21 protein-coding genes and 1 pseudogene are annotated in these 26688 nt (G+C 57.1%); all 22 read left to right on the plus strand.

The features are described from left to right. On the plus strand, positions 1-1225 hold a 1225-nt coding region (locus tag GNK13_RS11750), incomplete at its 5' end, for a hypothetical protein (protein ID WP_203545357.1). A 1253-nt stretch (positions 1226-2478) separates the two neighbouring features. After that, positions 2479-3471, plus strand: a complete 993-nt coding sequence (locus GNK13_RS11755; protein WP_164102722.1) for a 3'(2'),5'-bisphosphate nucleotidase CysQ family protein — start codon at positions 2479-2481, stop codon at positions 3469-3471. 489 nt (positions 3472-3960) lie between these two features. Further along, positions 3961-5013 carry a dTDP-glucose 4,6-dehydratase gene (rfbB, locus tag GNK13_RS11760; protein ID WP_164102723.1) on the plus strand — a complete coding sequence of 351 codons (1053 nt, stop codon included), beginning with the start codon at positions 3961-3963 and terminating at the stop codon, positions 5011-5013. A 248-nt stretch (positions 5014-5261) separates the two neighbouring features. Further along, entirely contained in the window at positions 5262-5450 is a 189-nt protein-coding gene (locus GNK13_RS11765) for a hypothetical protein (RefSeq protein WP_164102724.1), read from the plus strand. 343 nt (positions 5451-5793) lie between these two features. Next, positions 5794-6681 carry a glucose-1-phosphate thymidylyltransferase RfbA gene (gene rfbA, locus GNK13_RS11770; protein ID WP_164102725.1) on the plus strand — a complete coding sequence of 296 codons (888 nt, stop codon included), beginning with the start codon at positions 5794-5796 and terminating at the stop codon, positions 6679-6681. Between the two features lie 2 nt (positions 6682-6683). Continuing rightward, positions 6684-7244, plus strand: a complete 561-nt coding sequence (locus tag GNK13_RS11775; RefSeq protein WP_164102726.1) for a GNAT family N-acetyltransferase — start codon at positions 6684-6686, stop codon at positions 7242-7244. Between the two features lie 61 nt (positions 7245-7305). Further along, a complete protein-coding gene (locus GNK13_RS11780) occupies positions 7306-7722 on the plus strand; it encodes a sugar 3,4-ketoisomerase (protein ID WP_164102727.1) in 417 nt (138 codons plus the stop codon). Further along, positions 7719-8822 carry a DegT/DnrJ/EryC1/StrS family aminotransferase gene (locus GNK13_RS11785; protein WP_164102728.1) on the plus strand — a complete coding sequence of 368 codons (1104 nt, stop codon included), beginning with the start codon at positions 7719-7721 and terminating at the stop codon, positions 8820-8822. Before GNK13_RS11780 ends, GNK13_RS11785 begins: the two co-directional genes overlap by 4 nt. Before the next feature lie 317 nt (positions 8823-9139). Next, a complete protein-coding gene (locus tag GNK13_RS22070; protein WP_390622509.1) occupies positions 9140-9439 on the plus strand; it encodes a DapH/DapD/GlmU-related protein in 300 nt (99 codons plus the stop codon). A gap of 135 nt (positions 9440-9574) precedes the next feature. Next, entirely contained in the window at positions 9575-11170 is a 1596-nt protein-coding gene (locus GNK13_RS11795) for an O-antigen translocase (protein WP_203545358.1), read from the plus strand. Then, a complete protein-coding gene (locus tag GNK13_RS11800; protein ID WP_164102731.1) occupies positions 11167-12159 on the plus strand; it encodes a glycosyltransferase in 993 nt (330 codons plus the stop codon). Before GNK13_RS11795 ends, GNK13_RS11800 begins: the two co-directional genes overlap by 4 nt. An 84-nt stretch (positions 12160-12243) precedes the next feature. Continuing rightward, positions 12244-13413: a glycosyltransferase family 4 protein gene (locus tag GNK13_RS11805; RefSeq protein WP_261345416.1), complete on the plus strand. Its 1170-nt coding sequence runs from the start codon at positions 12244-12246 to the stop codon at positions 13411-13413. Beyond that, a complete protein-coding gene (locus tag GNK13_RS11810) occupies positions 13413-14558 on the plus strand; it encodes a glycosyltransferase family 4 protein (RefSeq protein ID WP_203545359.1) in 1146 nt (381 codons plus the stop codon). The genes GNK13_RS11805 and GNK13_RS11810 overlap by 1 nt, the downstream gene beginning before the upstream one ends. A gap of 444 nt (positions 14559-15002) precedes the next feature. Further along, positions 15003-15506: pseudogene (locus tag GNK13_RS11815) on the plus strand (class I SAM-dependent methyltransferase); the annotation flags it as partial. A 179-nt stretch (positions 15507-15685) separates the two neighbouring features. Beyond that, a complete protein-coding gene (locus tag GNK13_RS11820) occupies positions 15686-16708 on the plus strand; it encodes a glycosyltransferase family 4 protein (protein WP_164102735.1) in 1023 nt (340 codons plus the stop codon). A 4-nt stretch (positions 16709-16712) separates the two neighbouring features. Beyond that, positions 16713-17699: a glycosyltransferase family 2 protein gene (locus GNK13_RS11825; protein WP_164102736.1), complete on the plus strand. Its 987-nt coding sequence runs from the start codon at positions 16713-16715 to the stop codon at positions 17697-17699. A 15-nt stretch (positions 17700-17714) separates the two neighbouring features. Next, the gene (locus GNK13_RS11830) at positions 17715-19124 is read left to right on the plus strand and encodes an O-antigen ligase family protein (RefSeq protein WP_164102737.1); all 1410 of its coding nucleotides are present in this window, start codon (positions 17715-17717) and stop codon (positions 19122-19124) included. Position 19125: 1 nt separating this feature from the next. Next, a complete protein-coding gene (locus tag GNK13_RS11835; RefSeq protein WP_164102738.1) occupies positions 19126-20241 on the plus strand; it encodes a glycosyltransferase in 1116 nt (371 codons plus the stop codon). A gap of 273 nt (positions 20242-20514) precedes the next feature. Beyond that, entirely contained in the window at positions 20515-21648 is a 1134-nt protein-coding gene (gene wecB / locus GNK13_RS11840) for a non-hydrolyzing UDP-N-acetylglucosamine 2-epimerase (RefSeq protein WP_203329033.1), read from the plus strand. A gap of 403 nt (positions 21649-22051) precedes the next feature. Then, entirely contained in the window at positions 22052-22474 is a 423-nt protein-coding gene (locus tag GNK13_RS11845; protein ID WP_235935088.1) for a DapH/DapD/GlmU-related protein, read from the plus strand. A gap of 16 nt (positions 22475-22490) precedes the next feature. Beyond that, positions 22491-23426 (plus strand): glycosyltransferase family 2 protein, encoded by a 936-nt coding sequence (locus tag GNK13_RS11850; RefSeq protein ID WP_164102740.1) that lies wholly within the window; start codon positions 22491-22493, stop codon positions 23424-23426. Positions 23427-25108: 1682 nt separating this feature from the next. Then, positions 25109-26688: exosortase/archaeosortase family protein (locus GNK13_RS11855; protein WP_164102741.1), on the plus strand; the 1580-nt coding region annotated here is incomplete at its 3' end.

The following is a 26688-nucleotide window of genomic DNA, read 5'->3' on the forward strand; positions in this document are numbered from 1 at the left end:
CCGGAAACCCGCCCCCGGCCCCCGGAAACCCGCCCCCGGCCCCCGGAAACCCGCCCCCGGCCACCGGCTTCCTGCCTCCCGCCTCCGGCCTCTCGCCTCCGGCCTCCTCAGCCTCGCCCTGCTCTTCTGCCTCGCCTGGGCTCTGGGCGTGACCGGGGCGGGGGCGCATTCGCAAGCGGCCGTATTCGCCTCGCAGGCCGTTCGCAGCAGCAGTCTGCTTTCGCTCCAGCCGCTGTTGGACGCCGAGTCGCGGCTCAGCGAGCGGCTTGCGGTCGAGCCCGGCGACTACGCAATGCTGCTCGAGCGGACCGCGGTGCGAGTCCAATTGTTCCGGCTCCAGGAAGCTGCCAAAGTGGCCGGAACGAGCCAAGCGACCCAGCAAGCCGCCTACGACCACAGCCGCCTCAAAGACCGCCGCCAAGAATACTACGACACCCAAACTCCCCTCGCCCCCAATCAGCCGCCGGGCGCTAGCCCCCGGTTCCCAGAAACTGGCACCCTCCCCCCGGGAGGGTCGGGCTCTCAGGCCCGGGGAGGGCGAGCTGAATCCCTCCCCGATCGTTCCTTGCGGTCGTCCCAGGATGAGGGGGGTGATTTAGTCGACTTGCAGAGCCCAGCCGCGGGCCCAAACCGGACGGGTGCCGCCGCGGAACCCGAGGCTAGCGCCAACGGCTCAAGCAGTCCCCCGGGAACCGGCCCCCGGCTCCCGGCTACCGGAAACCGGCCCCCCTACCTTCTCGCCGCAGCCTCCGACGCCCGCGCGGCCCTCGAGTCGATCCCGCTCAGCCCCGAAGCGCGGATCTGGCTGGTGCGGCTGGATTTCGTCACCGGCGAAACCGAGCTGACTGCAGAACGGCTCGAACAGATCGCCCAGCTGCGAAGCGGCAGCCTCGTGACGCTCGACCGCGTATTTGGCTTGGCGGTCCAAAGCCGCCACTGGGACGTCGCCCGCGACGCAGCCAGCCAAACCATCCACATCTCCACCGCCAAGATCCCCGAAGTGCTCAAGCGACTGCGGAACGAGACGCCGCTGCGAGCCAGTGACGTGGTGCCCGAAGAGCGAGCCGCCATCCTGGCCGCCGCCGAGTACGAACTGCGGCACCCCGACCCCGACCCAGCGATCTTGTCGGCCGCCCAAAACCACCTAAGCCCCGCCCTGAGCGACCAAGAAAGAGCCCTCAAAGAGAGAATCGATAGCCGGGAGCCGGGAGCCGGTAGCCGGTAGCCGGTAGCCGGTAGCCGGTGGGAAAAACATCAGCCGCCACGCGCTAGCGTCCGGTTCCCTGCCCCTCCCCAGCCTCGGAGAGGCGACAGACAATAGCCTGGTGGCGTAAGCCCCAGGAACCGAGACCCAGCATCCACCCCCCAAAGCCCCAGCGGGGCGACACCGGAAACCGGAAACCGGAAACCGGAAACCGGAAACCGGAAACCGGAAACCGGAAACCGGAAACCGGAAACCGAAGACCTGGCCCCTCCCCATTCGTGTCATTCGTCCCATTCGTGGTTGTCCCCCCCTTCCGTGCCTTTCCGTGTCCTTCCGTGGCCCGTGTCCTTCCGTGGCCCGTGTCCTTCCGTAGCGCGTGTCCTTCCGTGGCCCCCCCGCAAGCCCTACCTTCTCCGTTTCCTCCGCTTTCTCCTGTGCCTTCACACCCCTGCAGCCACCCGCTCGGATCGAGTACGAGTACCGCTACGCTGAGCACGAGTACGAATAATCACCGGCCACCGGATACCGGCCCCCGGCTACCCTTCTCTCCCCCCCCTTCCGTGCATTTCTGTGTCCTTCCGTGGCCCCCTCCCCTTCCGTGACCCACTTCGTGCTCTTCGTGTCCTCCGTGGTGCCCCCGTTTTTCTTCCGGCTACCTGCTACCTGCTACCGGCTTCCTAACCTCCCTTTCCCTCCCAACCCTCCGCCTCGCCTGCAATCGATTTGAAGCTTTCGTGATCGCGAGTTGCGTAGATCCGGGGGGCAGCTATCTTCAATTGTCCGATAGTCGCCTTTCGCTCCGCGAAAGTAGCGTCTGAAGAGTCGCCTTTCGCTCCGCGAAAGCAGCGTGAGCAGCACAACTTTCGCGGAGCGAAAGGCGACTCTGGGGAAAGACGGGAAAAATCGAACAGCGAAACAAGGTGCAAGTGTCACCCAAAGGAACGAAGTCCGCGCCGACCGAGGCAAATTTCGGCCACGGAAGGACACCGGCCACGGAAAGACACGGAAGGCCACGGAAAAGGTTGTTGAGCGAAAACTCGTTTAACGGCAAGCCGCAGGCGACTGTGTTTCTCGATCGCAAACTCGTTTAACGGCAAGCCGCAGGCGACGGTGTTTCTAGGGAAGGCTGAAGGAATAGGACGTTGAACAGGAGGCAACTGAGTCAACAGAGGAATGAATCTCCGTTACCTCCGCTTTCTCCTGTTCCATCCCCCGTCCGTGTATTTCCGTGTCCTTCCGTGGCCCCCCTGCCCCCTGCTACCTGAAACCTTCCCTTGTTCCCCACCCTGATTGACATTGCTCGCCGTGGCGGCGAGGCGATTTTGGCCCACTACGGCTCCGACCCTGGGACGGTGCTCAAGGGGGATGATTCGCCGTTGACGCTGGCCGACATGGCTTCGCACCGGATGATCTGTGCGGCCCTGGCCGAGGCTTTTCCCGAGATCCCGATCTGCTCGGAAGAAGGGATGGAGAACGGGACAGTCGACCCCGCCGGACGGTTTTGGAGCGTCGATCCGCTCGATGGAACCAAAGAGTTCCTCAAGAAGACTGGCAGCTTCACCGTCAACATTGCGCTGATCGAGAACCGCCAGCCGACGGTCGGCGTGATCTACGTCCCCGCCACCGGAGTCTGCTACTACGGAGGCGTCGACCACGGCGCCTTCGTCATCCACCCTGAGCCGACGGCGCTAGCCGCGGGTGAGCCGACGGCGCTAGCCGCGGGTGAGCCGACGGCGCTAGCCGCGGGTTCCGACCGGCCGGGTGACGCTGCGGAACCCGAGGCTAGCGCCTACGGCTCAAACTATCAGCCGCCGGGCGCTAGCCCCCGGTTCCCAGAAACCACTTCGCGCAGCGACTCCGCCTCCCCGGCTCCCGGCTCCCGGCCCCCGGCCACCGGCCACCGAATCTCCGTGTCCCCCGTCCCGGAAACCCCTCGTTTCGTCGCTAGCCGCGATCATGCGGGTCCGGAAGTGAAGCGGATGCTGGAGAGTTTCGAAGGGGCCGAGTGCCTGAGCATTGGCAGCTCGCTAAAGTTTTGTCTAGTCGCCGAAGGGCGGGCGGATGGTTATTTGCGGGACGTGCCGACGATGGAGTGGGACACGGCCGCGGCCCACGCGATCCTGCGAGCCGCCGGCGGTCACCTGCTCACCTGGCCCGACCTCCAGCCGCTGACCTACGGCAAACCCGACTGGAAAAACCCCAGCCTCCTCAGCGTCGGCCAAAAAGACTTCGCCACCGAAATCAAATCAAAACTATCGGCGGGCTGAAGCGGGCCACGGAAAGACACCGAAGAGCACGGAAAAGATGCTCGTTTAACGGCAAGCCGCAGGCGTGGGAAAGTAGACATTGAACAGGAGGCAACTGAGTCAACAGAGGACTGCTTCTCCGTTACCTCCGCTTCCTCCTGTTCCTTCAACCCCTGCGGTGGTTTCACGGAAAAGGGAACAACCACGGATCACACGAATTACACGAATGGAAAGGCAATGCCCCTGAGCCTGGGGTCGTGTAGCGGCGGAGCGCAGGCTTAAGAAAATTCAACAGGAGGCAACTGAGTTAACAGAGAAACTCTTCTCCGTTGCCTCCGCTTCCTCCTGTTCCTTCAACCTCCCCTGCCCTTCGTGCTCTTCGTGTCCTTCGTGGTTCCCTCCCCCTGACACCTGACACCTGACACCTGACACCTGACACCTGACACCGGACACCGGACACCGGACACCGGCCCCCGATTCTCCCCCTGAAACCTGCTACCTCTCCCCCCCATGCGTATTCTTGTCACTGGCGGCGCGGGCTTTATTGGCTCGAACCTGGTGCGGCATCTGTTGGCTTCGGGCCACTCGGTGCTGAACCTCGACAAGCTTACGTATGCAGGTAACCTGCGATCGCTCAGCGACGTTGCCGACTTGCCTGGTTATGAGTTCGCGCACGTTGACATCGTCGCGATTGAATCGGTCCGGCAACTGTTCGGGCGTTTCCGTCCCGAGGCGGTGATGCACTTGGCGGCCGAGAGCCATGTGGACCGTTCGATCGATGGTCCGCGAGCGTTCATCGAGACGAACGTGGTGGGAACGATGAACATGCTCGAGGCGAGCCTCGAATACTGGCGGGAGCTGGAGAGCGAGCAGCGAGAGCGGTTCCGTTTTCTGCACGTCTCGACCGACGAAGTTTACGGATCGCTCGGAGCCAAGGGGTACTTTACCGAGACGACGCGGTACGACCCGCATTCCCCCTACTCGGCCAGCAAAGCGGCCTCGGACCACTTGGCCCGAGCCTGGCACGACACCTACGGCTTGCCAGTCTTGGTCACCAACTGCAGCAACAATTACGGGCCGTACCAGTTCCCCGAGAAGCTGATCCCGGTCGTGATTCTCAAATGTCTCAGGGGCGAACCGATCCCGGTCTACGGCAAGGGTGAAAACGTCCGCGACTGGCTGTACGTCGAAGACCACTGCACAGCCCTGGCGGCGGTCTTAGAACGAGGCCGCATCGGCGAGACCTACAACATCGGCGGCAACAACGAAAGAACCAACCTAGACCTAGTCCAAACCCTCTGCCAAATCCTCGACCGCCTCCGCCCCTGCCCCACCGGCGACTCGCATGCCGCCAAAATCACCTTCGTTGCGGATCGCCCCGGCCACGACCTGCGATATGCAATTGATGCCAGCAGAATCAAACAGGAGCTCGGTTGGGAACCCAAACAGGACCATGCCTCGGGTTTTGAAAAGACGGTGCGATGGTATCTCGACAATGAAAGCTGGTGGCAATCGATCCTCTCAGGCGATTACAAGCTCGAGAGGATTGGCGGAACACGCTGAGCGGCGGAGGAAAACCGCAGAAGCCACAGAGAGCACCGAGCCCATGGAGCGACGACACAACTGGGCCCTCGAAAACGCTTTCCGTCACTTCGTGCTCCCCTCCCCCGGCAACCGGACACCGGCCCTCCCCGTAAAACCTGCTATCTAAAACGTGCTCCCTCCGCTTCCCTCCCGTGCTCTTTCGTGGCCTTATTCGCCCCCACGGCAATTACACTGAATCCTCCCACTCTTCATCGGGATTTGCACCAGTGAAAAAGACCGGCCTTAGCTTCAACTCCCGCAAAGCCCTGACCGTCAACCTCGGCGAAGCCGCGGGGACGGAGATCGCCAACCTAATTCAGCGTCTGTCGAGCGAGATCGAGGAGTTGCGCAGAACTAAAGTCAGCATCACGCGAATCGTCCCGAACGGCGAATGCGTCACATCTAGCGATGCGTAAAAACGCATCCTGCGACCGTTCCCGCGTGAAAATTCACAAGCATAATGCTTCGGCACGCATTGCTCGCTATGCTCCACAAGTTGCTTTGAACCTATAGCTTTTCCCTGCGGTATCTAATGACTCAACATGACCAAGACTTCGCGATCGACTCGCTAAGAACACTACTTAGCACGGGGTGTCCATACTATCCACAGTAGCAATTGCTCTACTTGTCTTGCTTCCTTTGTGGTGACGCTATAGATGGTGCGCACGCCACGGTTGGGCGCGACATCCACCGAGGCTCTCCCGGCGAGTAGTAAGCTTGCCGCAATCAATCAGACTGACGCCCAAGCATCGCAGAATCATGAGAAAAGGCATCATCCTCGCCGGCGGTTCGGGTACCAGACTGCATCCGGTGACTCGTGGAATCAGCAAGCAACTGCTGCCGATCTACGACAAGCCGATGATCTATTATCCGCTTTCCGTGTTAATGTTGGCTGGCATCCGCGACGTGCTGGTGATCTCCACGCCCGACGACCTCCCCATGTACCGCAAACTACTGGGCACGGGGGAGGACGTCGGTATCCGTCTTGCCTACGCTGAGCAACCGAAGCCCGACGGGTTGGCCCAGGCATTTATCATCGGCGAAGAGTTCATTGGTCAGGACCCCGTAACGCTCGTCTTGGGTGATAACATTTTCTACGGCCAAGGTTTTTCGCCGAAGCTGAAAGCCGCAGCCGCGGAGCAATCCGGTGCACGCGTATTTGGATATGAAGTTCACGATCCAGAACGCTATGGAGTCGTGGCATTTGACACTAGCGGCAAAGCGATCTCGATTGAGGAAAAGCCGGCGCAGCCCAAATCGAACTTCGCGGTCACCGGACTCTATTTTTATGACAATCGCGTTGTTGAGATCGCTAAGGCGGTCAAGCCATCGGCGCGCGGCGAGCTAGAGATCACCTGCGTCAACCGCCATTACCTTCAAATGGGCGAACTGAACGTCGAAGTTTTGGGGCGAGGGCACACTTGGCTCGACACCGGAACCCACGACAGTCTGCTCGAGGCCTCGATGTTCGTGAAAACGATCGAGCACCATCAGGGATTTAAATTGGCCTGTCTTGAAGAGATCGCGTTCACTAATGGGTGGATAACCGATGACGACTTAAATTCGTCAATATCTCTGATCTCGGACCCATCCTACCGACGCTATTTAGAAGCTCTTAAAGATCGGCCGGAGCGAATGGCGAGATAACTATGACCAACAAAGCATCCACCAATGCGGTTGCAAGAGTCTCGGAGTGTATCGAGTCGGTAAGGTTAGACGAGGTCTCTTTCACCTTTGTCGAGGTAATCGACGCCGCTTTCGTGCTTTCGTTGCGCACGAATCCTGACCTAAACCGGCACCTTTCTGCGGTCTCAAACGATCTCGCGGCGCAGGAATCCTGGATACGGGAGTACAAACGACGGGAGTCGCAAAGCACCGAATTTTACTTTATTATTCGAAAAAGTGACGAGCCGACGGGAACGGTCCGGATTTACGATTTCAGAGAAGACTCGTTTTGTTGGGGTAGCTGGATAATTAAGCCGGGTGCTTCGCCGCGTGTTTCCATCGCCAGCGTGCAGCTCGTCTACAAAATCGGCTTTCAGGCCCTCGGATTTGCTCAGTCACATTTTGAAGTCCGCAAGCAAAATTCGTCTGTTAACCGGTTTCACCTGAAAATGGGCGCGGTCCGGGTTGGCGAGGACGTTGACAGTTATTTCTATTCAATTGAAAAAGCCTGTGTAGAAGAATTTTTCCGGCGACGTGATCGCTGAAGAAAACGCATTCTCTGGCATGTAGCAAGTTAATCAGTTGACTCCCCGAAGTATCCATGAAATGGCAGTCTTAGGCCAACGCGAACTGATTCGCCTTCCGAAAATTGAGGACGACCGCGGTAGCCTTTCGTTTATCGAGGGGACGCACCACATTCCGTTTGAAATTCGACGCGTCTTCTACCTTTATGGAATCCCTGGCGGTGCTGAACGCGGTGGTCACGCTCACAAGTTGTTGCACCAGTTTATCGTCGCAGTGTCGGGTAGCTTCGACATTGTGTTGGATGACGGTGTCGTGGAAAAACGCTTTCACCTGGACCGTCCGGATTTAGGAGTCCACGTGGTGCCGATGATTTGGGCTGCGATCGAGAATTTTTCGCCCGGTTCGGTATGTATGGTCGTAGCGTCTGACCTTTATGATGAAGCGGATTACTACCGTGATTACTCAGACTTCAGATCCGCTCTGGCGTCGCAGAAATGAAAGTTCCGTTTCTCGATCTTCAAGCCGCTACTAACGAACTCCGCTCTGAACTCGACGAAGCGTATCGTCGATTTATGGATTCGGGATGGTATATCCTCGGCGAGGAAGTCGAAGCATTTGAAAGCGAGTACGCCGAGTACTGCGAATCGGAACACTGCGTGGGCGTCGGCACTGGGCTCGACGCACTAACCCTCGCTTTGCGGGCAATCGACGTGGGGCCCGGCGATGAAGTCATCGTACCCACGAACACCTATATCGCTACTTGGTTGGCGGTGACGCAAGTCGGTGCGACGATCGTCCCCGTCGAACCTGACGAACAGACGTACAATATCAATCCGACACTGATTCAGTCCGCGCTTACAAAAAAGACCAAAGCCATAATGCCGGTCAATTTGTATGGCCAACCGTTCGACTATGACGCAGTGACTTCTATTGCAAACGACGCAGGGGTGAAAGTAGTCGTTGACAACGCGCAGGGGCAAGGAGCTCGCTACAAAGGCCGGCGGGTCGGCGGTATCGCAAACATCGAATGCCACAGTTTCTACCCCAGTAAGAACTTAGGCGCTTACGGAGAAGCAGGGGCGGTCACAACGCGAGATCCTCAGATAGCGGAGCGAGTACGTGTGCTCCGCAACTATGGCTCAAAAATTCGCTATCACAATGATGAATGTGGTACGAACTCGCGTATTGACGCATTGCAAGCCGCCTTCTTGCGAGTGAAGCTGCGGCATCTTGACCAGTGGAATGCAAGGCGGAAAGAGCTCGCACGGTCCTATGGTATGGGTCTCCTCAAAATCTCGCAATTGCAGCTTCCGGTCGTTCCCGAATGGGCCGACCCGGTATGGCACCTCTTTGTAATTCGCCTTCCTCACCGAAATAAGCTGCAGGAACGACTCACGCAGCGAGGAATTCAGACAATCATCCATTACCCAATCCCACCGCATCTGAGCAAAGCATACGAGGCGCTGGGCTACAAACGCGGCGACTTTCCGATCGCTGAATGTCTTACTGACGAAGTGCTGAGTCTTCCAGTTGGTCCCCATGCGGACCCCGCACACCCTAACGTGGTTGTGACCGCAATAGTGGACTGCCTGCCTTGATTAGCGCTTTCAGAAACTGGTGCAGAGCGACTGTAGCTAAAAAGGCAACTTTGCGGACGGGATACTATAGATGGCGGGCGCTGCATCAATGCTCAGTGGCGCGTGGTTCACTGGACTGGCCGCGGTCGACAATTGCCGACGTGCCGGTGAGGGTGGATGGCTGTGGAACCGTATCCATTGATGCCGACGTGAGGCTAGGCTACCGTTCCGCACCTCGCATTGGAAATGGAGAAATTCTGATGCAAGCGCGACGAGCAGGTGCAATAATCAGAATTGGACTAGGTACTGCGACGTCCAATAATATCTCTATCGTCGCAATGGACTCAGTTGTTTTGGGAAGCAGGTGTCTGGTCGGAGACCTTGTTTCGATCTTCGACTGTGACTTTCACGAGTTGAACCCGGTGGGGAGGCATATCTCGCCGGGCAAGATCTCGCCTGTGTCGATAGGTGACAACGTATGGCTAGGGAGCCGTGTGATCGTTTTGAAGGGCGTGACGATTGGCGACGATACTGTTGTCGCGGCCGGAGCGGTCGTGGCAAGCTCACTTCCTGCCGGAGTTCTTGCCGCAGGAGTACCTGCGAAGATCCTGAGAACGCTGGCTGCGGCCGGTGCTTAAAATTCAAGCGATGCAGTTACTATTGAGTCTGCCAGAAGCCTCCGGGACCGAGCGTGAGGTATTTGTATGCTTTGCGTTCGCGCGTGTACCGGCTTACCGTGATCGTGCAGCTAGCCATTTGAGTAGAACGTCCCAATGGATCTACTCATGAGTGCTGCACGATTACCGGACTTGCCGCCTGATTGTCGCCCTGCGGATCCCAACCTTATAGACTCAGGCAAAGGTCATGGCTCATACGGCCAAATTTTTCGGTCCAGCTCAATCATTGGCGGTGCCCAGGTCATCAACGTGGTGATTGGGATGGTGCGAATGAAATTAGTCGCGGTTTTGATTGGGCCTTCAGGCGTTGGCTTGCTTGGAATCTACCAATCAATCACTGGTTTGGCAGGAACCATTGCAGGTTTGGGATTGCAAACTAGCGGTGTCCGTGAAGTCGCCCGGTACCATGGTCTGGGAGACCTTGCGGGGATTGCTCGCACCATCACTACACTACGGCGGGTATGTTGGTTCACAGGATTAGCAGGGATGCTTTCGCTGGCTGCGCTCTCGCCGTGGGTCAGCCAAGCGACTATGGGATCAAAGGACTATGCCTGGGCAGTCGCTATGTTGGGCGTAACTATCTTGTTCGGAAACCTTGCCGCGGGACAAGGGGCGATTGTTCAGGGCACACGCCGTATCGGCGACATTGCGCGAATGCAGATAGCAAGCGCGCTCGCCGGGACAATAGTCGCCGGCGTATTTTACGGCTGGCTCGGGTCTGCGGGGATCGTGCCAGCGCTGATTGCACTGTCTCTAGTTTCTTTAAGCATTTCTACGTACTTTGCCTGTCGTGTTAAAAAAGCCGCAGTGATGGTCTCATGGAGTGAGTCCATCGTACAAGCCACTCACTTGGTGCGACTAGGGATAGCGCTGGTGTGGAGTGCGGCGCTAGCAGGTGTTGTAACGTACGCCACTCAAGCAATGATTCTCCGGGACCTCAATGTCGAGGCTGTGGGTGTTTACGCTGCCGCTTACACTCTATCAGCGATGTTCGTGAATTTTGTACTCAGCGCGATGGCGGCTGATTTCTACCCTCGACTTACAGCAAATTCCAATAATCATGCTCGAATGACAAATCTGGTTAACGAGCAAACAGAAGTCGGATTGCTTCTGGCCTTCCCAGGATTGTTAGCAACGCTACTGTTCGCGCCGTTCGTAATACCTGTTCTATATACTTCAGAATTTGCGCCGGCATCAGGGCTGCTGAAGTGGCTCGTGTTGGGATGTATGGGACGTGTCCTGTCGTGGCCGCTGGGGTTCTGCCTTCTCGCCAAGGGGCAGGGCATCCTTGTCGCAACGACTGAATCAGTATCCAATGTTGTCCATCTGTTAATGATATGGGCAGGATTGTCGTTGATGGGGCTCACCGGAGTGGCAGTTGCGTTTGCGCTTTTGTATGTCCTCCACACCATGGGTATGCTAATCGTCACGCACATGACGATTGGCTTCCGGTGGTCGCGAAACGTCTTGAATCAGTTGGCTTGGATGGTTCCAACCGCACTTTCAGTGTTTGCCGCAACATGGTGCTTGCCAGACGTGCTGAATGTCGTTTTCGGTGGGATTGTGATGGTCGGAAGTGCTGTAGCATGTTTGCGGCAACTGGCACTCAGACTCGGGACGCACCACAGGGTTACGAAAGCCATCATTGCAGTTCCAGGTGGCAGCGCAATTCTAAAAGCAACTTCTATATGAGCATGGGTTTAGGGCTGCGTTCGGCCGCGCGCGAGATGGGTTCGCCGCCATCGTTTGCCTTTGCGCTATTTGCATACAACCAAGAAGGGTATGTGCGAGCGGCGGTTGAAGGCGCGCTCTCACAAACGTATTCGCCACTGGAGATTATTCTTTCAGACGATTGCTCTTCTGATAGAACATTCCAGATCATGCAGGAAATGGCTGCGGCATATGTTGGCCCGCATTCTGTTCGCTGTCGCCGGAGTTCAGTAAACTCCGGGTTAGCCCGGCATATAAATGATGTCGTTTCCGAGATCAACGCGGAATATGTTTGCGTTGCCGCCGGAGATGATCAGTCAATGCCATCGCGTGTCGAGCACCTTGCTGCTGAATTTAGGAGAACGGGGGCGATCTCGATTTTCTCAAATTGCATAGCGATTGACGAGAGCGGTCGGGAAATGGGATCCTACTATAGGAAATGTCTGGACGTCGATCGGGACCAGGTGCTCCGAAACAAAATTGGAGTTTTGGGCGCATCCCACGCGTTTCACATGGACGTCTTTCGCGTATTCGGGCCGCTGCGAGCAGACGTCGTTTTTGAGGACCTTGCCCTTGCTTTTCGAGCGGCACTTCTTGGTGACGTCCGATATCTTGATCGCGAATTAATTCGCTATCGATTAACAAGTGGGTCGCTTGGGCGATCTCCCGTTGCGTCTTCGTTGAAAGACTCGCACAAATCAATATCACGGCGTCTTAATCGTGCTATCGCGTCTCACACTAATCAATTAAACGACCTGCTGACGTTTGAGTCACTGCACTCTGACCGTCGTTCTGAATGTCGGGAAATCGCGATCGGGGTAGCCGATTTGATCTCGCGGTTGCTCAGAGACGAGCGGCTTATGTCCGAGTTCCCGAGGTATTCATTGAAGACATTGGCAAAGTTAACTTTGCATGTCCGGTTTCGCTTAGTGTTAAAATCGCTCCTCTGTCGCTTAGGGATTCTGCCGTAAGGTTGTTCTCCCTGGCGGTCTGCTCTTGGCTCTACAGTGAAGATATTGATACCTGTTGCCGGTAGTCTCGACGCCCCGGGCGGTGTGCTAACGTATATACGGAATCTTCGCCGAATGCTCCCTTCGGTGGGGGTTGCGGTTGAGGTTGTGACTCATCCCGCCGGCGGACGCGTTGTGAGTAGCCGTATGGCTAGTCTGTGTCGAAACTATATTTCTCGCGTGCCGTTAGAAGTGGTGCGGGCCGGGCAGGTTGCGGAAATCGTAAGTTCTGTGGATGCCTACGATCTGGTGCACACGCACGATCCGTTCATGTCGCAAGTGTTCCGCAATCGATTTCCAAATGCCAAAATAGTCCAAACGGTCCATGGCACAAACTATGAACATGTTCGAGAGCACATGTGTTCTGCGCCGCTTGGCAGGCGGATCGCTCGCGAGTTTACGCTCTATAATCCGATTCTTCGCCACGCGGTGTGGAAGCACGAAAATGCAGGGATGAGTGCCGCAGATCACCTTCTGGCTGTGGATTCCAATCAAGCACGGTTAGCGTGTAGTCGGATCAAAGACCCCGGCAGGGTATCTGTCATCTACAATGCCGTTGACGTTGCGAAATTGTTGGAGCAGGCGCGCCAAGAGCCACGTAATGCTTCACACGGCGCGTATTTCCTTATGGCGCGTCGACTATCGCCAAAGAACGGCGCTGTCTTTGCCGTAGAGGGTTTTTTAGATTGGGTCGGTGAAAGGAATGTTCAGCTGCTTATTGCCGGAGAAGGAAGCCAGCGCGTCACCATAGAGAGAGTGCTCAGTAGGTCAGCAGTGGGTGACAAAGTGACTCTACTCGGGAACGTGCTGCCAAGCCGGATTCCTTCGCTGATGCGCGACGCGATCGCGACTGTCGTGCCTTCGGTCCCAGTCGGAGGTGTAATTGAGGCAACGTCGCTGGCTGCGCTTGAATCACTAGCGCTTGGTACTCCTGTTATAGCTTCGGATATCGGTGGGCTCAGTGAGATTGACAGCGGTTCTAACATTATAGACTTGGTCCCACCTGGGGATTCGCACGCGATTGCGAACGCTTTCGATCGTTCCTTCCGCAAGGCAAGTGGTACGGCGTCGAATGAGCAAGGGGAGCGAATGCGTCGCATTAAGAGTGTCGAAGCGAGGTTTGGTATTGAGGTTTGGGTTAAGACGATCAAGAGTGTGTATGAAAAAACGATATCCGACCAGTCGCGTTGCTTAACCCCTTCTGTGGCTTCCTGATGAAGATATGTATCAGCGGCGATCCCCTGTCGAAGGGGGTTACGAGTCCGACGCCGTTCCGTGGCATGGTTCGCGAACTAGTGCGCTCACGACGTGATGACCAATTCGTATTCTCAGTGAGCCGCGATCTCGTTGACGAATCAGAGTTTCAGACCTTTCTTCAATCTCTCACTCCGGGGAATTGGGAAGTCCATATCGATAAAACGTCCCGCCGTATGAGGCAGGCGATGTCGATGTGTCGATTGCCCAACTATAATGCCATTAAGGTGCATGCAGATGTGTATTTAAACACCGATGTCGATTACCTTGGGTCATCTGCATCTCCGCAAATAAACACAGTTGCGGATCTTTCTTCGGTTGGTCGAGCGGCTGGGTCCAGCTTGAAGTGGCACGGTAGGTGGATGCGACGGCACGCGTTCGACGTGCTAGCGAGGCACGCTCAGAACGTAGTCGCAATTTCAGTTGATACAAAAAGAAGTCTTGCTGCGTATGCGCCTGCACTGGAAGCTAAAACGACGGTGGTTTATTGCGGCATCGACGAGGCATGGCACGCCGCCGGCGATGGTGATATGGAGCCTGTGCCTCAAAAGTTGCTGCAACCTCGCCCCTACTGGATCTGGTGGGGACTGGCGACCCGCAGGAAGAACCTACATCGCGCCGTTCAGGCATATGCAGCGCTTCTGAATAGCGGGAGCGCCTCGAGCATCCCAGACTTCCTAATTGTTGGGAAGTTTGGCGGCGATTCGGAAGATTTGCCCCACCTAATAGGGGATCTTAAGTTGCGGGATCGCGTGCGCCACATTCCATTTCAGCCATTAAATATTCTGGTGTCGCTGGTCAGCGAGAGTTCTGGTTTAATTTTTCCATCCCTGGTTGAGGGTTTTGGCTTGCCTGCTGTTGAAGCGATGCGGTTGGGGAAGCCAGTGCTGATTTCAGGCAAAGGGGCGCTACCAGAGGTGACGGGAGGGTTGGGGCTGGAATGCGAGCCGGAAGAAATCGCTAGCATTACACGATCCATGAACGACCTATGTGACGAGCCCAAGTGGGTAGATAGAGCCGCGCAGAGGAAGCAATGGGCACGGCAATTTACCTATTCACGGGCCGCGGCAGAGTACGGCCGAATAATTGACTCCATTGTAAACTGAGAAATGGTCGCCATTAATATGATTCCGCCGAAGTTGCCACCACTTCCGCCTCACGTCAAGGTTGGAAGAGAGACAGGGTGGGATCCAAAGCAGTCTGTATCTCGGGCGTGTCCCGTTTGCCTGGTTGGGGCGGGAAAGCCATTTGCGATTCGGCCGGATGGTTTTCAAGTGAGCGTCTGTACGAGTTGCAGCATCTATTTCCTCGCGCATGCGCCAACAGAGGAGCAACTTACTTCGTTCTACACACGCTACGATCGGTTTAAGGATCTTTCGGGGAGTAGAGCCCCGCGGTCTAATAAGTCTTTACGAAGAGACGAGAGTTCCGACCCGTATATTGAGATTCTTCGCGCCACCGGCGGGCTGAACTGTATTTCGCTTTGCGAGATTGGCTCAGCTCACGGGGGCTTTCTTGAACTCGCTCAGGCTTAAGGCGCAGTCGTCACTGGAGTGGAGTTGGATGAAGAAACGGCGAATATTGCCCGCGAGAACGGGATTGCTACGCAGTCATCGTTTCCAAAAGACGTAGACTTTGACGTGGTGTGTGCATTTCACCTGCTCGAGCATTTGTTGTCGCCTGACGATTCGATGGCCCAGATTAGTGCCAGCTTGCGTCCGGACGGGCGTCTTTTGGTCGCTGTGCCAAATGGTGGCCAGGCGGATGTGCTTGGCACATCGTGGGTTGGTTTTCGCGTAGATCTCGAACATCTGCAAGATTTTACTCCTCGGTCAATGGCGGAACTTATGTCTCGTCACGACTTGTTTGTGGAGCGTTTTTGGACTCTCGGACAGCCGCGGCTTCAGGATTCTGTTACCCATCAAGGTGTCGCTGCGAAACATCGCTGGTTTCACAGACTCGCGTTGTCTTTGGACGCCGTTCGCCGTCGTGCCGTTAGAAGCAATATTCTGTCGGGTGACTACAACTTGATCATTTTGGCCCGAAAGGCCTGACGTCAATGCGCTCCGTTGTCTTACTTCAATCGAGATACGGTCCTTACCACATCGCGAGGCTCGATCGGTGCCGCGAGGCGTTTGCTGTTTATGGAACTGACGTGGTCGGTGTTGAGGTTTCGAAGCTAAACCAATATCGATGGGAGGTACAAAGCCATTCTGCTTTGAGGACGATGGTCGTGGATAAGCAATACCAAGCAATTTCTGGTCGACTGATATGGAAGGCGACGACTGCTACTCTCAATGCGATCTCACCGGATGTCGTAGTTGTAAATGGATACTCGTTTCCAGAGGCGCTTGCGGCGATATGCTGGGCAAACGATCGGCGTCGCGGAATTGTTCTCGCATCTGACAGTCGAAGCGAGGACCACCAGCGCTCCGTTTGGAAAGAGTTTTTGAAACGCAGGGTAGTCGGCGCTTGCACTTGTGCCCATGTCGCAGGCAGCCAGAGCGCGAGCTATTTAATCCAATTGGGAATGGCCGCTGACCGACTGTATTACTGCACGGATTGCGTCGACAATGAGTTTTATGATTATTCTCGTGAGCCAGGGTTGCAGCCTCCCCGCGACGAGCAAGTCTCGCCATATTTTATTGCAGTAAGCCGGTTTATTCCAAAGAAAGGGCTAGTGCATTTAATTGAAGAGTACCGTGCGTATGCGGATGCGTGTGATGGCGTGCCATGGAGATTAATGATCGTCGGCGACGGGCCGCTGCGCGAAAAGCTAGAAGTTACTGCGTCTTCGCTCGAACGCGGTAATGTCGAGTTCCCTGGATTCCTGAATCCAGATCAGTTGCGCGCTAGGTATATAAACGCATCTTGCTTTGTTCATCCGAGCGAGCAGGATACTTGGGGGCTCGTTGTGAACGAAGCAATGGCTGCGTCGCTACCAGTGATCGTTAGCGATGGCGCGGGCTGTGCTGTAGACCTCGTGAAACAGGGGCTCAACGGCTGGATAGTGGGCGCAAACACTGGAGGAGAGATTGCTTCCGCAATGAGCCGGATGCATCAAATGCCGCCGGAGGATCGAGCGGGAATGGGAGCGGTCAGCAGGTCGGTAATCGCCGATTGGGGACTAAGTCGTTACGCTCAGGAGTTGCACGCAGCATGTGGGCGATCGGTTGAGTTGGCGAAGTCCATTAAGACGCGTTTAGGTGTTGCCGATTCGATGTTATTACGTAGTCTCGCGACTCTTGTAAGGTGATGTGGTGAGTTGCGAAATGCCTGTAATTTCGATTGTGATTCCGACGTTAGGCCGGATCTCATTCCTTCTTGATGCCGTAGAGGCTTTGTGTAAACAAAATGTACGCGCATGGGAGTGCCTCGTAATAACGCAGTCCGATCTGGACAACTCTGCGCTACGGGCTTTGGCGCAGAAGACACACGGCCGGTTGCGGGTTTTTCGGCTAAATGAGCCGAATGCGAGTTTGGCTCGTAACGTGGGGCTTTTGACTGCAAGAGGTGAAATAGTTCTTTTCTTGGATGACGATATCGAGATCTGCTCCGAGGATTTTTTGCAGGCGCATCTCGATCATTATAGATCCGAGCGAGTTGCTGGTGTTGCAGGGCAGATACTCGGGCCTGACCGCACTGCTGTTTCTATGCGTCATCGCTGGAGCGCTAAGTTCAGAAATGGCTGGCTCTATTTCCCCATGTGCTTTGACACCCAATGCTCGATCCGGTCCGGCGGTTCCGGTAACTTGTCCGTTCGACGCTCTTTGGCAATCGAAGTAGGTGGAATGGATGCAAATTACATAAAGGGAGCGCATAGAGAGGAATCGGACTTCTGTCTTCGGTACGTCGCTCAGTTTGGTCCGCTCGTGTTTGATCCCAAGGCATCGATTGTTCACTTGATGGCCCCCAGTGGTGGGTGTCGTGTTGATGGTATGAATCAAGGGATTCATCCGATTCACCACGTTGCTGGCGAGTGGTACTTCATTTTAAAGGGGCTTCAAATAGGGACCGTTACATTTTGGGACCTACGGCATCACTTACTTTGCCTTGTCCGCCGGCAAATCTTTAGCCCCAGCAATCGGCGGAGCGTTCGGAAAGTGCTGAAAGCTACGAGCGTTTCTTTTCAGGGGTTGCGTCGGGCGTATTTGCAGTTGCGGCGAGGGCCTCGATACATCGACATGGACGGAGTCGGTTCACTCTATCAACCAGTCGAAATCCCCCCTGTTCAGCACGGCGCGTAGCGGGTATTCGCGTTTATGTCTTATGAGCTCGCAACTCGACTGATTCTGGCCGGCTTTTTTGGGGCGTCTGCGTTAGCTTGCTTAAAGCGGAGTCCGGCGGCGCTGGCCGTTCTGGTTGTTGCGGCCTATGGAATGGGCGGGTTCAATACGCACATCGGAACAGCCGTTAGTCCGGAGAAGGTCGTAACTCTTGCGTCCTCCGGATATCTTGTTTTTATCGACCGGTCTTGGATCGCTCGGTTGCGGCATTTCTCGGATGAGCATGTATGGTATGCGGTCGTGGGCGTTTTTGCTGCGTTGGCCGCGGCGTATCTGCTTCCCTTCCCGCAGGAGAATGTCCGCAGTCACGGGCTTCAGAGTCCAGCGTTAAGGCCGCTGGTGCAGACCTATAGCTATCTTAGCTACGTTTCACTTTATCCTCTCGCGATTCTTGCGTTCTCTCGGCCAATTAATGCATGGCGGTTTCTAAAATCATATGCCTGGCTCGCGAGGTTGCAGGTAATAGTCGCACTTTATCAGCTGTCTGGGGCACCTTTTATAGGCATAAATCGGCTGGGGTACTCTAATAGCTTCGCAGCTTTTGAATCCGGTGGAGAGATGATTCGGAGGCTGTACGCATTTGCTGGCGAGCCTAAAGCTCTCGCAGTATTTCTGCTTCCTGCAATCTTCATTAGTCTTTCGTCGTTAGCGGCGCCGGGGCAGCGGTCGCGGCGGTTGTGGTTTGAGGTTGCCGATCTCGGCCTACTTGTTTTTGTCTTTCTGTTCACGTTCTCGACTGCCGGAATACTGGCGTTACTCGCCGGAGGAGCGTATTTGCTTCCGTCCTTTTCGCGTAGCAATAGCGCGTCAACGCTTCGGCTGGTGGCAGTGTTCGCGCTGATAATGTTTGGAGTGGTGGGCGGCTCCGCTTTGTGGAGTGAGTCACGAGACGGATCTTCCTTGCTTGATGCACTCGTGGGCCGTTCGGCTGTGCGTTTACAAGATGAGGCGCCTGATCGTCTCGAAGCACGAGTGTTGGAATATTTGTTTTTTGAACAGCCAGTAGGGCTCTTCGTAGGTCTTGGGCCAGGGATGTACTGCTTTCACCTTCCCGGAATGACGTTTGCTAAAGGGATCGTTCCTATAAATTCTGGTTGGGTAACGGTGCTAGCGGATCTGGGCGTGGTTGGGCTTCTTTATTTTGGGCTTTGGATATACCGTGTGACCATTGGGGGCAGTCGCCGAAGCTTTCGCAGTACGAGTGCAACTTACTATATCGCTGTGTTTCAAGGAGCGTTCGTGGCTGCCGTTTTCTTGCATATGGGGACGGGAGCGTTGCCGTTTATATTTCTATTTGGAGGCGCGCTAACGGCATGCCGGCGATGGCCGATGCCGAAGAGCAAAGCGCTAGCCGGCAAAGCGAGCCTTCTTGGAGTGTCGCATTAAGATGACGTCCTTCGCGGTCGACCATGTGATAGATTCTATCCACCCTCAATGTGGCGGGCCTTCGCAAAGTGTCCCGGCGCTTTGTGAAGGTTTGTCCGGTTGCGATGTGAAAATCGTCTTGCATTCACGGGATTTTGGCCGCTATCGAAGCCATGAGGTTCGATGCCAACTAATCTCTGTTCGCGACGCAGCTAGGGGTAGATTTGGCGTTAACCCGCAGATTTTGCATGTTCATGCTATTTGGAATCCATGCTCGTCGTTCGCGATGCGAGCGACAAGGAGGCGGGGAGTGCCATATGTTGTCAGTCCGCGTGGAATGCTGCATCCAGATCGCATATCGTCATTTAAGAAAGTTCTGTGGCGTTGGATGCTGGAATCGGAGAACCTGAGGAACGCAACTGTTATCCATGTGACCTCCCGCGCGGAATTGGAGACTGTTCAGGCGTGCGGATGGGAGTTGCCCCCTATTGCAGTCATTCCTAATGCAGTGCAGAGCTTTGGTAGGCTACCGAATGATGGGCGTGTCGCCGCTGACGCCCCGCCGCAGATCGCATGCATTGGCCGTGTCGCTCCGATCAAGCAAATGGATGTATTGATTAGGACGATGCCGGCGGTTATTCAGCGGTTCCCGGGGGCTCGTTTGAGAATTATTGGTCCGGACGAGAGCAATTTAGTTGGAGCGTACAAGTCTCTTTGTCGCGAGCTTGGAATAGTCGATGCAGTTGAATTCACGGGTGAACTGGATCGACAGGGCATCGCTGATAAAATACTTCAGTCTCATTTAGTTGTGATGCCTTCGCGATCTGAAAACTTTGGTATGGCTGCAGCGGAAGCTATGTCCCTTGCGGTTCCGGTTGTTCTTTCTAGCGGGGTGGGGATCGCGGCAGATGCTAATCGTGCAGGTGCGGCTCTCGTGGTCGACCCGAAACCTGACCTGCTCGCCGCCGCAATCGGAGATTTGCTTTCCAGCGCAGAGCGACGAAAGCAGATGGGTCGTGCCGCAAGCAATTTCATCCAGAGTGAGTTTTCAGTAGAAAGTGTGGCTCAGCGGATGAAATCCGTATACGAGTGGGTGCTTTTTGGTGGGGCGCCACCTGAGTGCGTTGTGCGGAGTTAGCGTTTGCCGCGGACGTGGGTTGTGTAAGTCGAAATTTGCAATTGGGCATCTCAGAACTTGGATGCCACGTTCAAAGCAATTGCTCCTTCGTTGAAGGCTCGCAACCTGGCCTGCGGCGCGAACCTTGCGTTTTTGCTCATTTTAGGATCGAAATCTCGTCGTGCCGACTGGTTCCCGCTGCTGGGATTTTGGTAACGATTCGGTTGGCGATGTTTCACCCCGGCTGTTGGTGCTTCCACCCCGTTCCGCGTTGTAGTTGTTTTAGTGCCCATCATGTCAACTTCTGCTATCCGGCCCCTCATCATACTTGGGACACGTCCTGAAGCGATCAAACTCGCTCCGGTCATTGCGGAGTGCCGATCGCGTCTCGAAGATGTCAATCCCATTGTATGCAGCACCGGGCAGCACAGAGAGATGTTGGCTCAAGTTCTAGGGTACTTCGGTATTGAGCCAGATGTCGATTTGAAGTTGATGCAGCCGGGCCAGTCGCTGGTAGGGCTTACTGCGGCTTGTGTGGAGGCAGTGGATCAGGTCATCGGAAGCCATCGCCCCGACTGTATTGTCGTGCAAGGAGACACGACGACGGTCATGGCGTCGGCGATTGCCGCCTTTTATCGCCGCGTTCCGATCGTCCATGTGGAGGCTGGGCTCCGTACGGGCGATTTAGACGCTCCATGGCCAGAAGAGTTCAATCGCCGTGTGGCCGGGATCGTCGCCACGTGTCACTGCGCACCGACGATTGGTGCAGCAGAGGCGCTCTATCGCGAAGGGGTACTGGAGTCAGCGGTTCGCGTGACGGGTAACACCGTTATCGACGCGCTTCTATGGACGGCCGAAAAGGAACGCGCCGCACCGGATCGCTGGAAGGAGAAGTATCCGATGGCCGTCGACCAGTCATTGGTTCTGGTGACCGGGCACCGTCGCGAAAACTTCGGTACTGGATTATCTAATATATGCGGAGCCATTTCCGATTTGGCTGAAGGCTTTCCAGAGCTCCAGTTTTTGTATCCAGTTCACTTGAATCCGAACGTGCGAGGGCCGGTGACAGAAGCTTTGGGTGGACGCGGGAACGTTCATCTTCTTCCTCCGGCGAGTTATCCGGAGTTCGTCTGGCTGATGGATCAGAGTCGTCTGATAATTACGGATTCTGGCGGTGTGCAAGAGGAGGCCCCGACGTTGGGTAAGCCGGTGTTGGTAACTCGCGAAAAGACTGAGCGTCCTGAGGCCGTCGAAGCTGGCCTAGCAGAGTTGGTAGGAACTGATCGGGTGCAGATCGTACAGCGAGCAGCATTCCACCTTCGGTTACCGCAGGCAAAAAACGGAATGTCGCATGCCGAGAATCCGTACGGCGATGGTCAAGCGTCCCGCCGTATCGTTGAGTGGATGTTGAGCGAGGTGACAGCGTAATCTGACGCGACCGTAGGATGGCGGGAGCATCGAATTTTCATTGCTGGTCCAGTGGAAACGACGCTGTTTGCCTGGGGAGTCAAACGATGGCGTTTGCAGACCCGGACCGTAACGAATGGGCCCGCAGTTCTGGGTGTCGAGAGTAAAGAAATTGCCATGAGCGCCATTCAGACGTCGCCGTTCGTAATTAGAGGTTTGTTGCGAGGTTGGATGGTTTGAAGTGCCGCAGTGTTGATTATTTAAAAGATGGTATTGTTTGGAGCGATGTATGCCCGGCCAGACTGCACAAAACCGGCGTGCGAGGAAATGGTCACGGCGGGAACTCGCTGGAAGATTGCTGTGGGGTGCAGTATGGCCGTTGTTTCGATGCTCGCCTCGTCTTTGTTGGGGCTGGCGGCGTTTTTTGCTTCGCTTGTTCGGAGCTCGCGTCGGCAAAAACGTCAACATTCATCCATCGGTTCAGATCTTTATACCTTGGGCGATTGAAGTTGGTGATTGGTCAGCGATCGGTTTCGATGTTCTGGTGTATAACCTCGGGCCGGTGCGAATCGGTGAGCGTGTGACGATCTCACAGCGTGCGCATTTGTGCGGGGGTAGCCACGATCACCGCGACCCTACGCTGCCGCTGCTAAAATCGCCGATCACCATAGGCGACGATGTCTGGGTTTGCGCCGATGCCTTTATTGGCCCAGGGGTATCTCTTGGAAGCGGTGCTGTCGTGGGAGCCAGGAGCGTCGTGGTAAAAGATGTCGAGTCCTGGACAATCGCCGCAGGAAACCCTGCTATTCTCATCGGCCAGCGAGAGCTGTATGTGCACCGCGACTGAGCGCAGCGATGGGACAATGCGATCTTCGGCGTTCACAGCCGAAAATGGCATTTCTGTGACGGTTTTGTTAGCGGCCCGGAATGAGGCAGCGAATCTCTCTCGGTGCCTTGCGGCGTTGCGACCGGCGGCCGAGATTGTCGTTGTAGATTCTGGGAGTGTGGACAATACCCCCGAGATCGCCCGCGACGCCGGAGCACGGGTCCTGCAGTTTGAGCATACCGGCGGATATCCGAAGAAGCGGCAGTGGGCGCTTGAGATGGTCCGCTTCAAAACGGCTTGGGTGTTGCTGTTAGACGCTGATGAAGTTGTTCCGGAAGCTCTTTGGGCAGAGATTGCCACTGCGGTTGCCGCGGATGGGCCGGATGCAGTCGGGGCTACAAAGCCCGTTGCATATCTAATTAAAAAGGGATTTCACTTTCTCGGGCGACGGTTTCGCTTCGGCGGATTCTCATTCGATGCGATGCTGCTCGTACGGCCTGAGCGAGTTCGCTTTGAGCGGCTGATCGAGGTTCCCGGCGACACGCTCGATATGGAGGTCCACGAGCGGCTGATCGTGGACGGTCCCGTCGGGCGGCTCAATACGCCCTTGATCCATGAGGATTTTAAGGGGCTCGAAGCTTACATCGATAAGCACAACCGGTATTCCACTTGGGAGGCCCACCTTCGGCATCAGTTTCTGACGAGCGGTGAGTACGGCGAAGAGAGCGTGCAGCCGCGATTGTTCGGGAATCCTCAGGAACGCCGACGATGGCTCAAGCGGCTAGCGATTCGCACGCCCGGCGAGCCCTGGCTGTGGTTCGCGTATCACTACCTGTTCAAGCTTGGGTTCCTCGAGGGAACAGCGGGCAAAATCGCCTGCCAGATCCGAGCTGACTACATTCGCCAGGTCCGAGCGAAGATGTATGAGTTGAGGCTGAAGGATCGGCACGAGGCGGGGGAACGCAGACACTAGATTGAAAAAACAAGTTGAATTCGGAAAAGGCCGCGGCGGTTGTCGCGGCCTTTTTTCGTTTTGGGGGTCGGGGGCCGGAAAGAAGAAAGGCGGGCCACGGAAGGACACGGAAAAAGGTGGGAGCCGGTGTCCGGGAGCCGGTAGCCGGGAGAGAGACGGGGGAACCACAAAGGACACGAAGGGAAAGTGGGGATTTGAACCGCGGATCACGCAGATAGCGCGGATGTTTGGCTTTTGGATTCTCCTCCCATCTGCGTGCTCTGTGTTATCCGTGGTCCCACTCCTTCCGTGACGGCGCTGCAGGCGTTGGAGGAACAGGAGATCGCAGAGGCAACGGAGGTGGGGGAACCACGAAGGGCACGAAGAGCACGAAGACGGGCCACGGAAGCACACGGAAAGGGCACGGAAAAAGGCGGGAGCCGGTGTCCGGTAGCCGGTAGCCGGGAGAGAGACGGGGGAACCACAAAGGACACGACGAGCACGAAGGAAAGGTGGGGAGTTGAACCGCGGATCACGCAGATAACGCGGATTCCTGGTTCTCCGACTTCCCTGTCATCTGCGTCCTCCGTGTTATCCGTGGTCCCTCTCTTTTCCGTGAAACCGCCGCGGGGGTTGAAGGAACAGGAGGAAGCAGAGGCAACGGAGATGGGGAACCACGAAGGGCGCGAAGAGCACGAAGGCGGGCCACGGAAGGACACGGAAAGGGCACGGAAGGAGAAGAAATCGGGGGCCGGGAGCCGGTAGCCGGTAGCCGGGAGCCGGGAGAGAGATGGGGGAACCACAAAGGACACGACGAGCACGAAGGAAAGGTGGGGAGTTGAACCGCGGATCACGCAGATAGCGCGGATATTTGGCTTTCGGATTCCCCTTTTATCCGCGTGCTCCGTGCCATCTGCGGTCCTTCCCTTTTCCGTCAAACTGCGGCAGGGGTTGAAGGCACAGGAGAACGCAGAGGTAACGGAGGGGGGAAAAGGTTTCAGGTTTCAGGGAGCAGGTTTCAGGAGGCAGCAACCACGAATGGGACGAATGAGTAGGTGTCCGGTTTTCGGTGAAGGAACAGGAGGAAGCGGAGGCAACGGAGAACTAGTCCTCTGTTGACTCAGTTGCCTCCTGTTTGACGTCCGTGGGGCCTGCGCCGCCAGGCTGTCTTCTGTCGCCTCTCCGAGGCTGGGGAGGACGGTCGGGACCGCAGATTGCGCGGAGAGCGCGGATGAAAGCTGCGGGGGTGGAAGGAACAGGAGGAAGCAGAGGTAACGGAGGAGGGCTCTGTTTACTCAGTTGCCTCCTGTTCGGGAGTTGAAGACGAATTATCAGCGCTCACTGCGATATCCGTGGTTCTCCCCTTCCCTGCTCTTCCGTGCTTGTCCGTGTCCTTCCGTGGTTGCCCCGGCTGCTAGAGGCTGGCGAGCGGAGGGTAGGAACCGGACGCTAGCGCGTGGCGGCTGATTGGTTGTTTCGCTGCTGGAAACAGAGTCGCCTGCGGCTTGCCGTTAAACGATACAGAGCACGCCGCCCCCTGCTCTTCCGTGCTTTTCGGTGTCCTTCCGTGGCCCCCGTGCCTTTCCGTTTACCGGCTTCCTGGCACCAATTTGGGTGGGGGCTTTTCGGGGGGTAATGGGTTGTTTAAAAGGGTGGCTTCGTGGTCGGGTTGAGCGGCGTGCGTGGTTTGGGAGGGGCTGGCGATGTCGAGCTGGGGGGTGGATGTCGCGTCGGCTGGGCTGGGAGCGGAAAAGGCTGAGGCTCGGGCTCCGCTTCGCGCCGCGGGCCTGTGGCTGGCTCGCTCGCTGGGCAGCCTCGTCAGCGGACTGAGCCAGCTGCTGTGGCTGGCCGGTTACGCCCTCACCGCCGCCCTGCTCTTCCCTTCGCTCGTCTCGCTCGCGGGTTGGACGAGCGGCCGTGAGCACTACGCGCATTTCCAGTGGCTGCTCGTCGCCGCTGGCTGCCTGGCCGTCTTCCGCGGCTACAGCGAGTCGCAGCAGTGGATCGGCCGGGGTGTCGGGGGCCGGGGTGTCGGGGGCCGCGTCTCGCTCCGCGTGCTGTTTTGGACCGGGACCGCTCTAGTGCTGGCGGCCGGCGTGCATCTGCTGCCGAGCCGCTGGCTCGCGGCGCCGGCGGCTTGGTGCACCGTCGCTGCGACGATCGCGTTTCTCGGTGGCCGACCGCTCTGGCGGCTGCTCTTTGGGCCCCTGCTCTTGCTGGCCGCGGCGATTCCGCTGCCGGTGAACCTCGACCAGTGGCTGATCGTCGAGCTGCAACATCTGGCGACGCGGCTAGCCAGCCTGTGGTTGGACTTGGCCGGCGTCCTGCACTTCACCTCCGGCGTCGCGATCCAAACGCCAGGCCAAGACTTCTTTGTCGAGGACGCCTGCAGCGGCGTGCACAGCCTGTTCGCAGCGATTGCCGTCGGCGTCGCTTACGGGGTGCTCCGCCAGTACCGGCTGCCGAGGCTGATCGTGCTCGTCGCCCAGCTGGTCTTTTGGGTCGTGGTCGCCAACGCCGTCCGCGTGTTCCTGACCGTGTGGAGCCAAGCGGGAATCGAAGCGGGCGCGGAAGCTTGGTTCGGGGGCTTGCTGCCGCGGGGCGGGGACGCGGAGCACGCGGGGCTGGGGATGGTGACGTTTGCTGCTGGGATCGGGCTGGCGCTGTGTGGCGATGCATTCGTGCGGTACTTGATCCCCATCCGCGGGGGGGCGCTGCACGAGTATCGCGACAGCTGGGAGTCGGACCAGCAACCGGCGGGCTGGTTCGACGCTTCGCTGCCCGCCTGGAGTTTGGTGGTCCCGGGGGTGGTGGGGATCGCCGCGGTGGTGGCTCTCAGCGGGGTGCCGGCGCCGGCGGTTGCTGCGGGGCAAAAGGTGTGGGATCGAGTCGCTGTGCCGCGGCCCGAAGGGGGCTGGGGGACGCCGGCAGAGGTTTTTCGGCACGCGGTGGGGTATTGGGGCCACGGAAAGACACGGAAGGGCACGGAAGGGGAAATCGGGAGCCGGGAGCCGGTTGCCGGTGGCCGGGGGGAAGAAAACGGGGGAGCCACAGAGGTCACGGAGGGCACAGAGGGAGATGGGGGGGGCCACGGAAGGACACGGAAGGGCACGGAAGGGGAGGAGGTTGCAGGTTTCAGGGAGCAGGTTGCAGGGGGAGAGGAAGAAGGGGGAGCCACAGGAGGTACAGAGACAACGGAGGGAGATGGGGGGGGCCACGGAAGGACACGGAAGGGCACGGAAGGGGAAATCGGGAGCCGGGGGCCGGTTGCCGGGGGCCGGGG

Source organism: Candidatus Laterigemmans baculatus (assembly GCF_010367455.1).
GTDB classification, from domain to species: Bacteria; Planctomycetota; Planctomycetia; order Pirellulales; family Pirellulaceae; genus Laterigemmans; species Laterigemmans baculatus.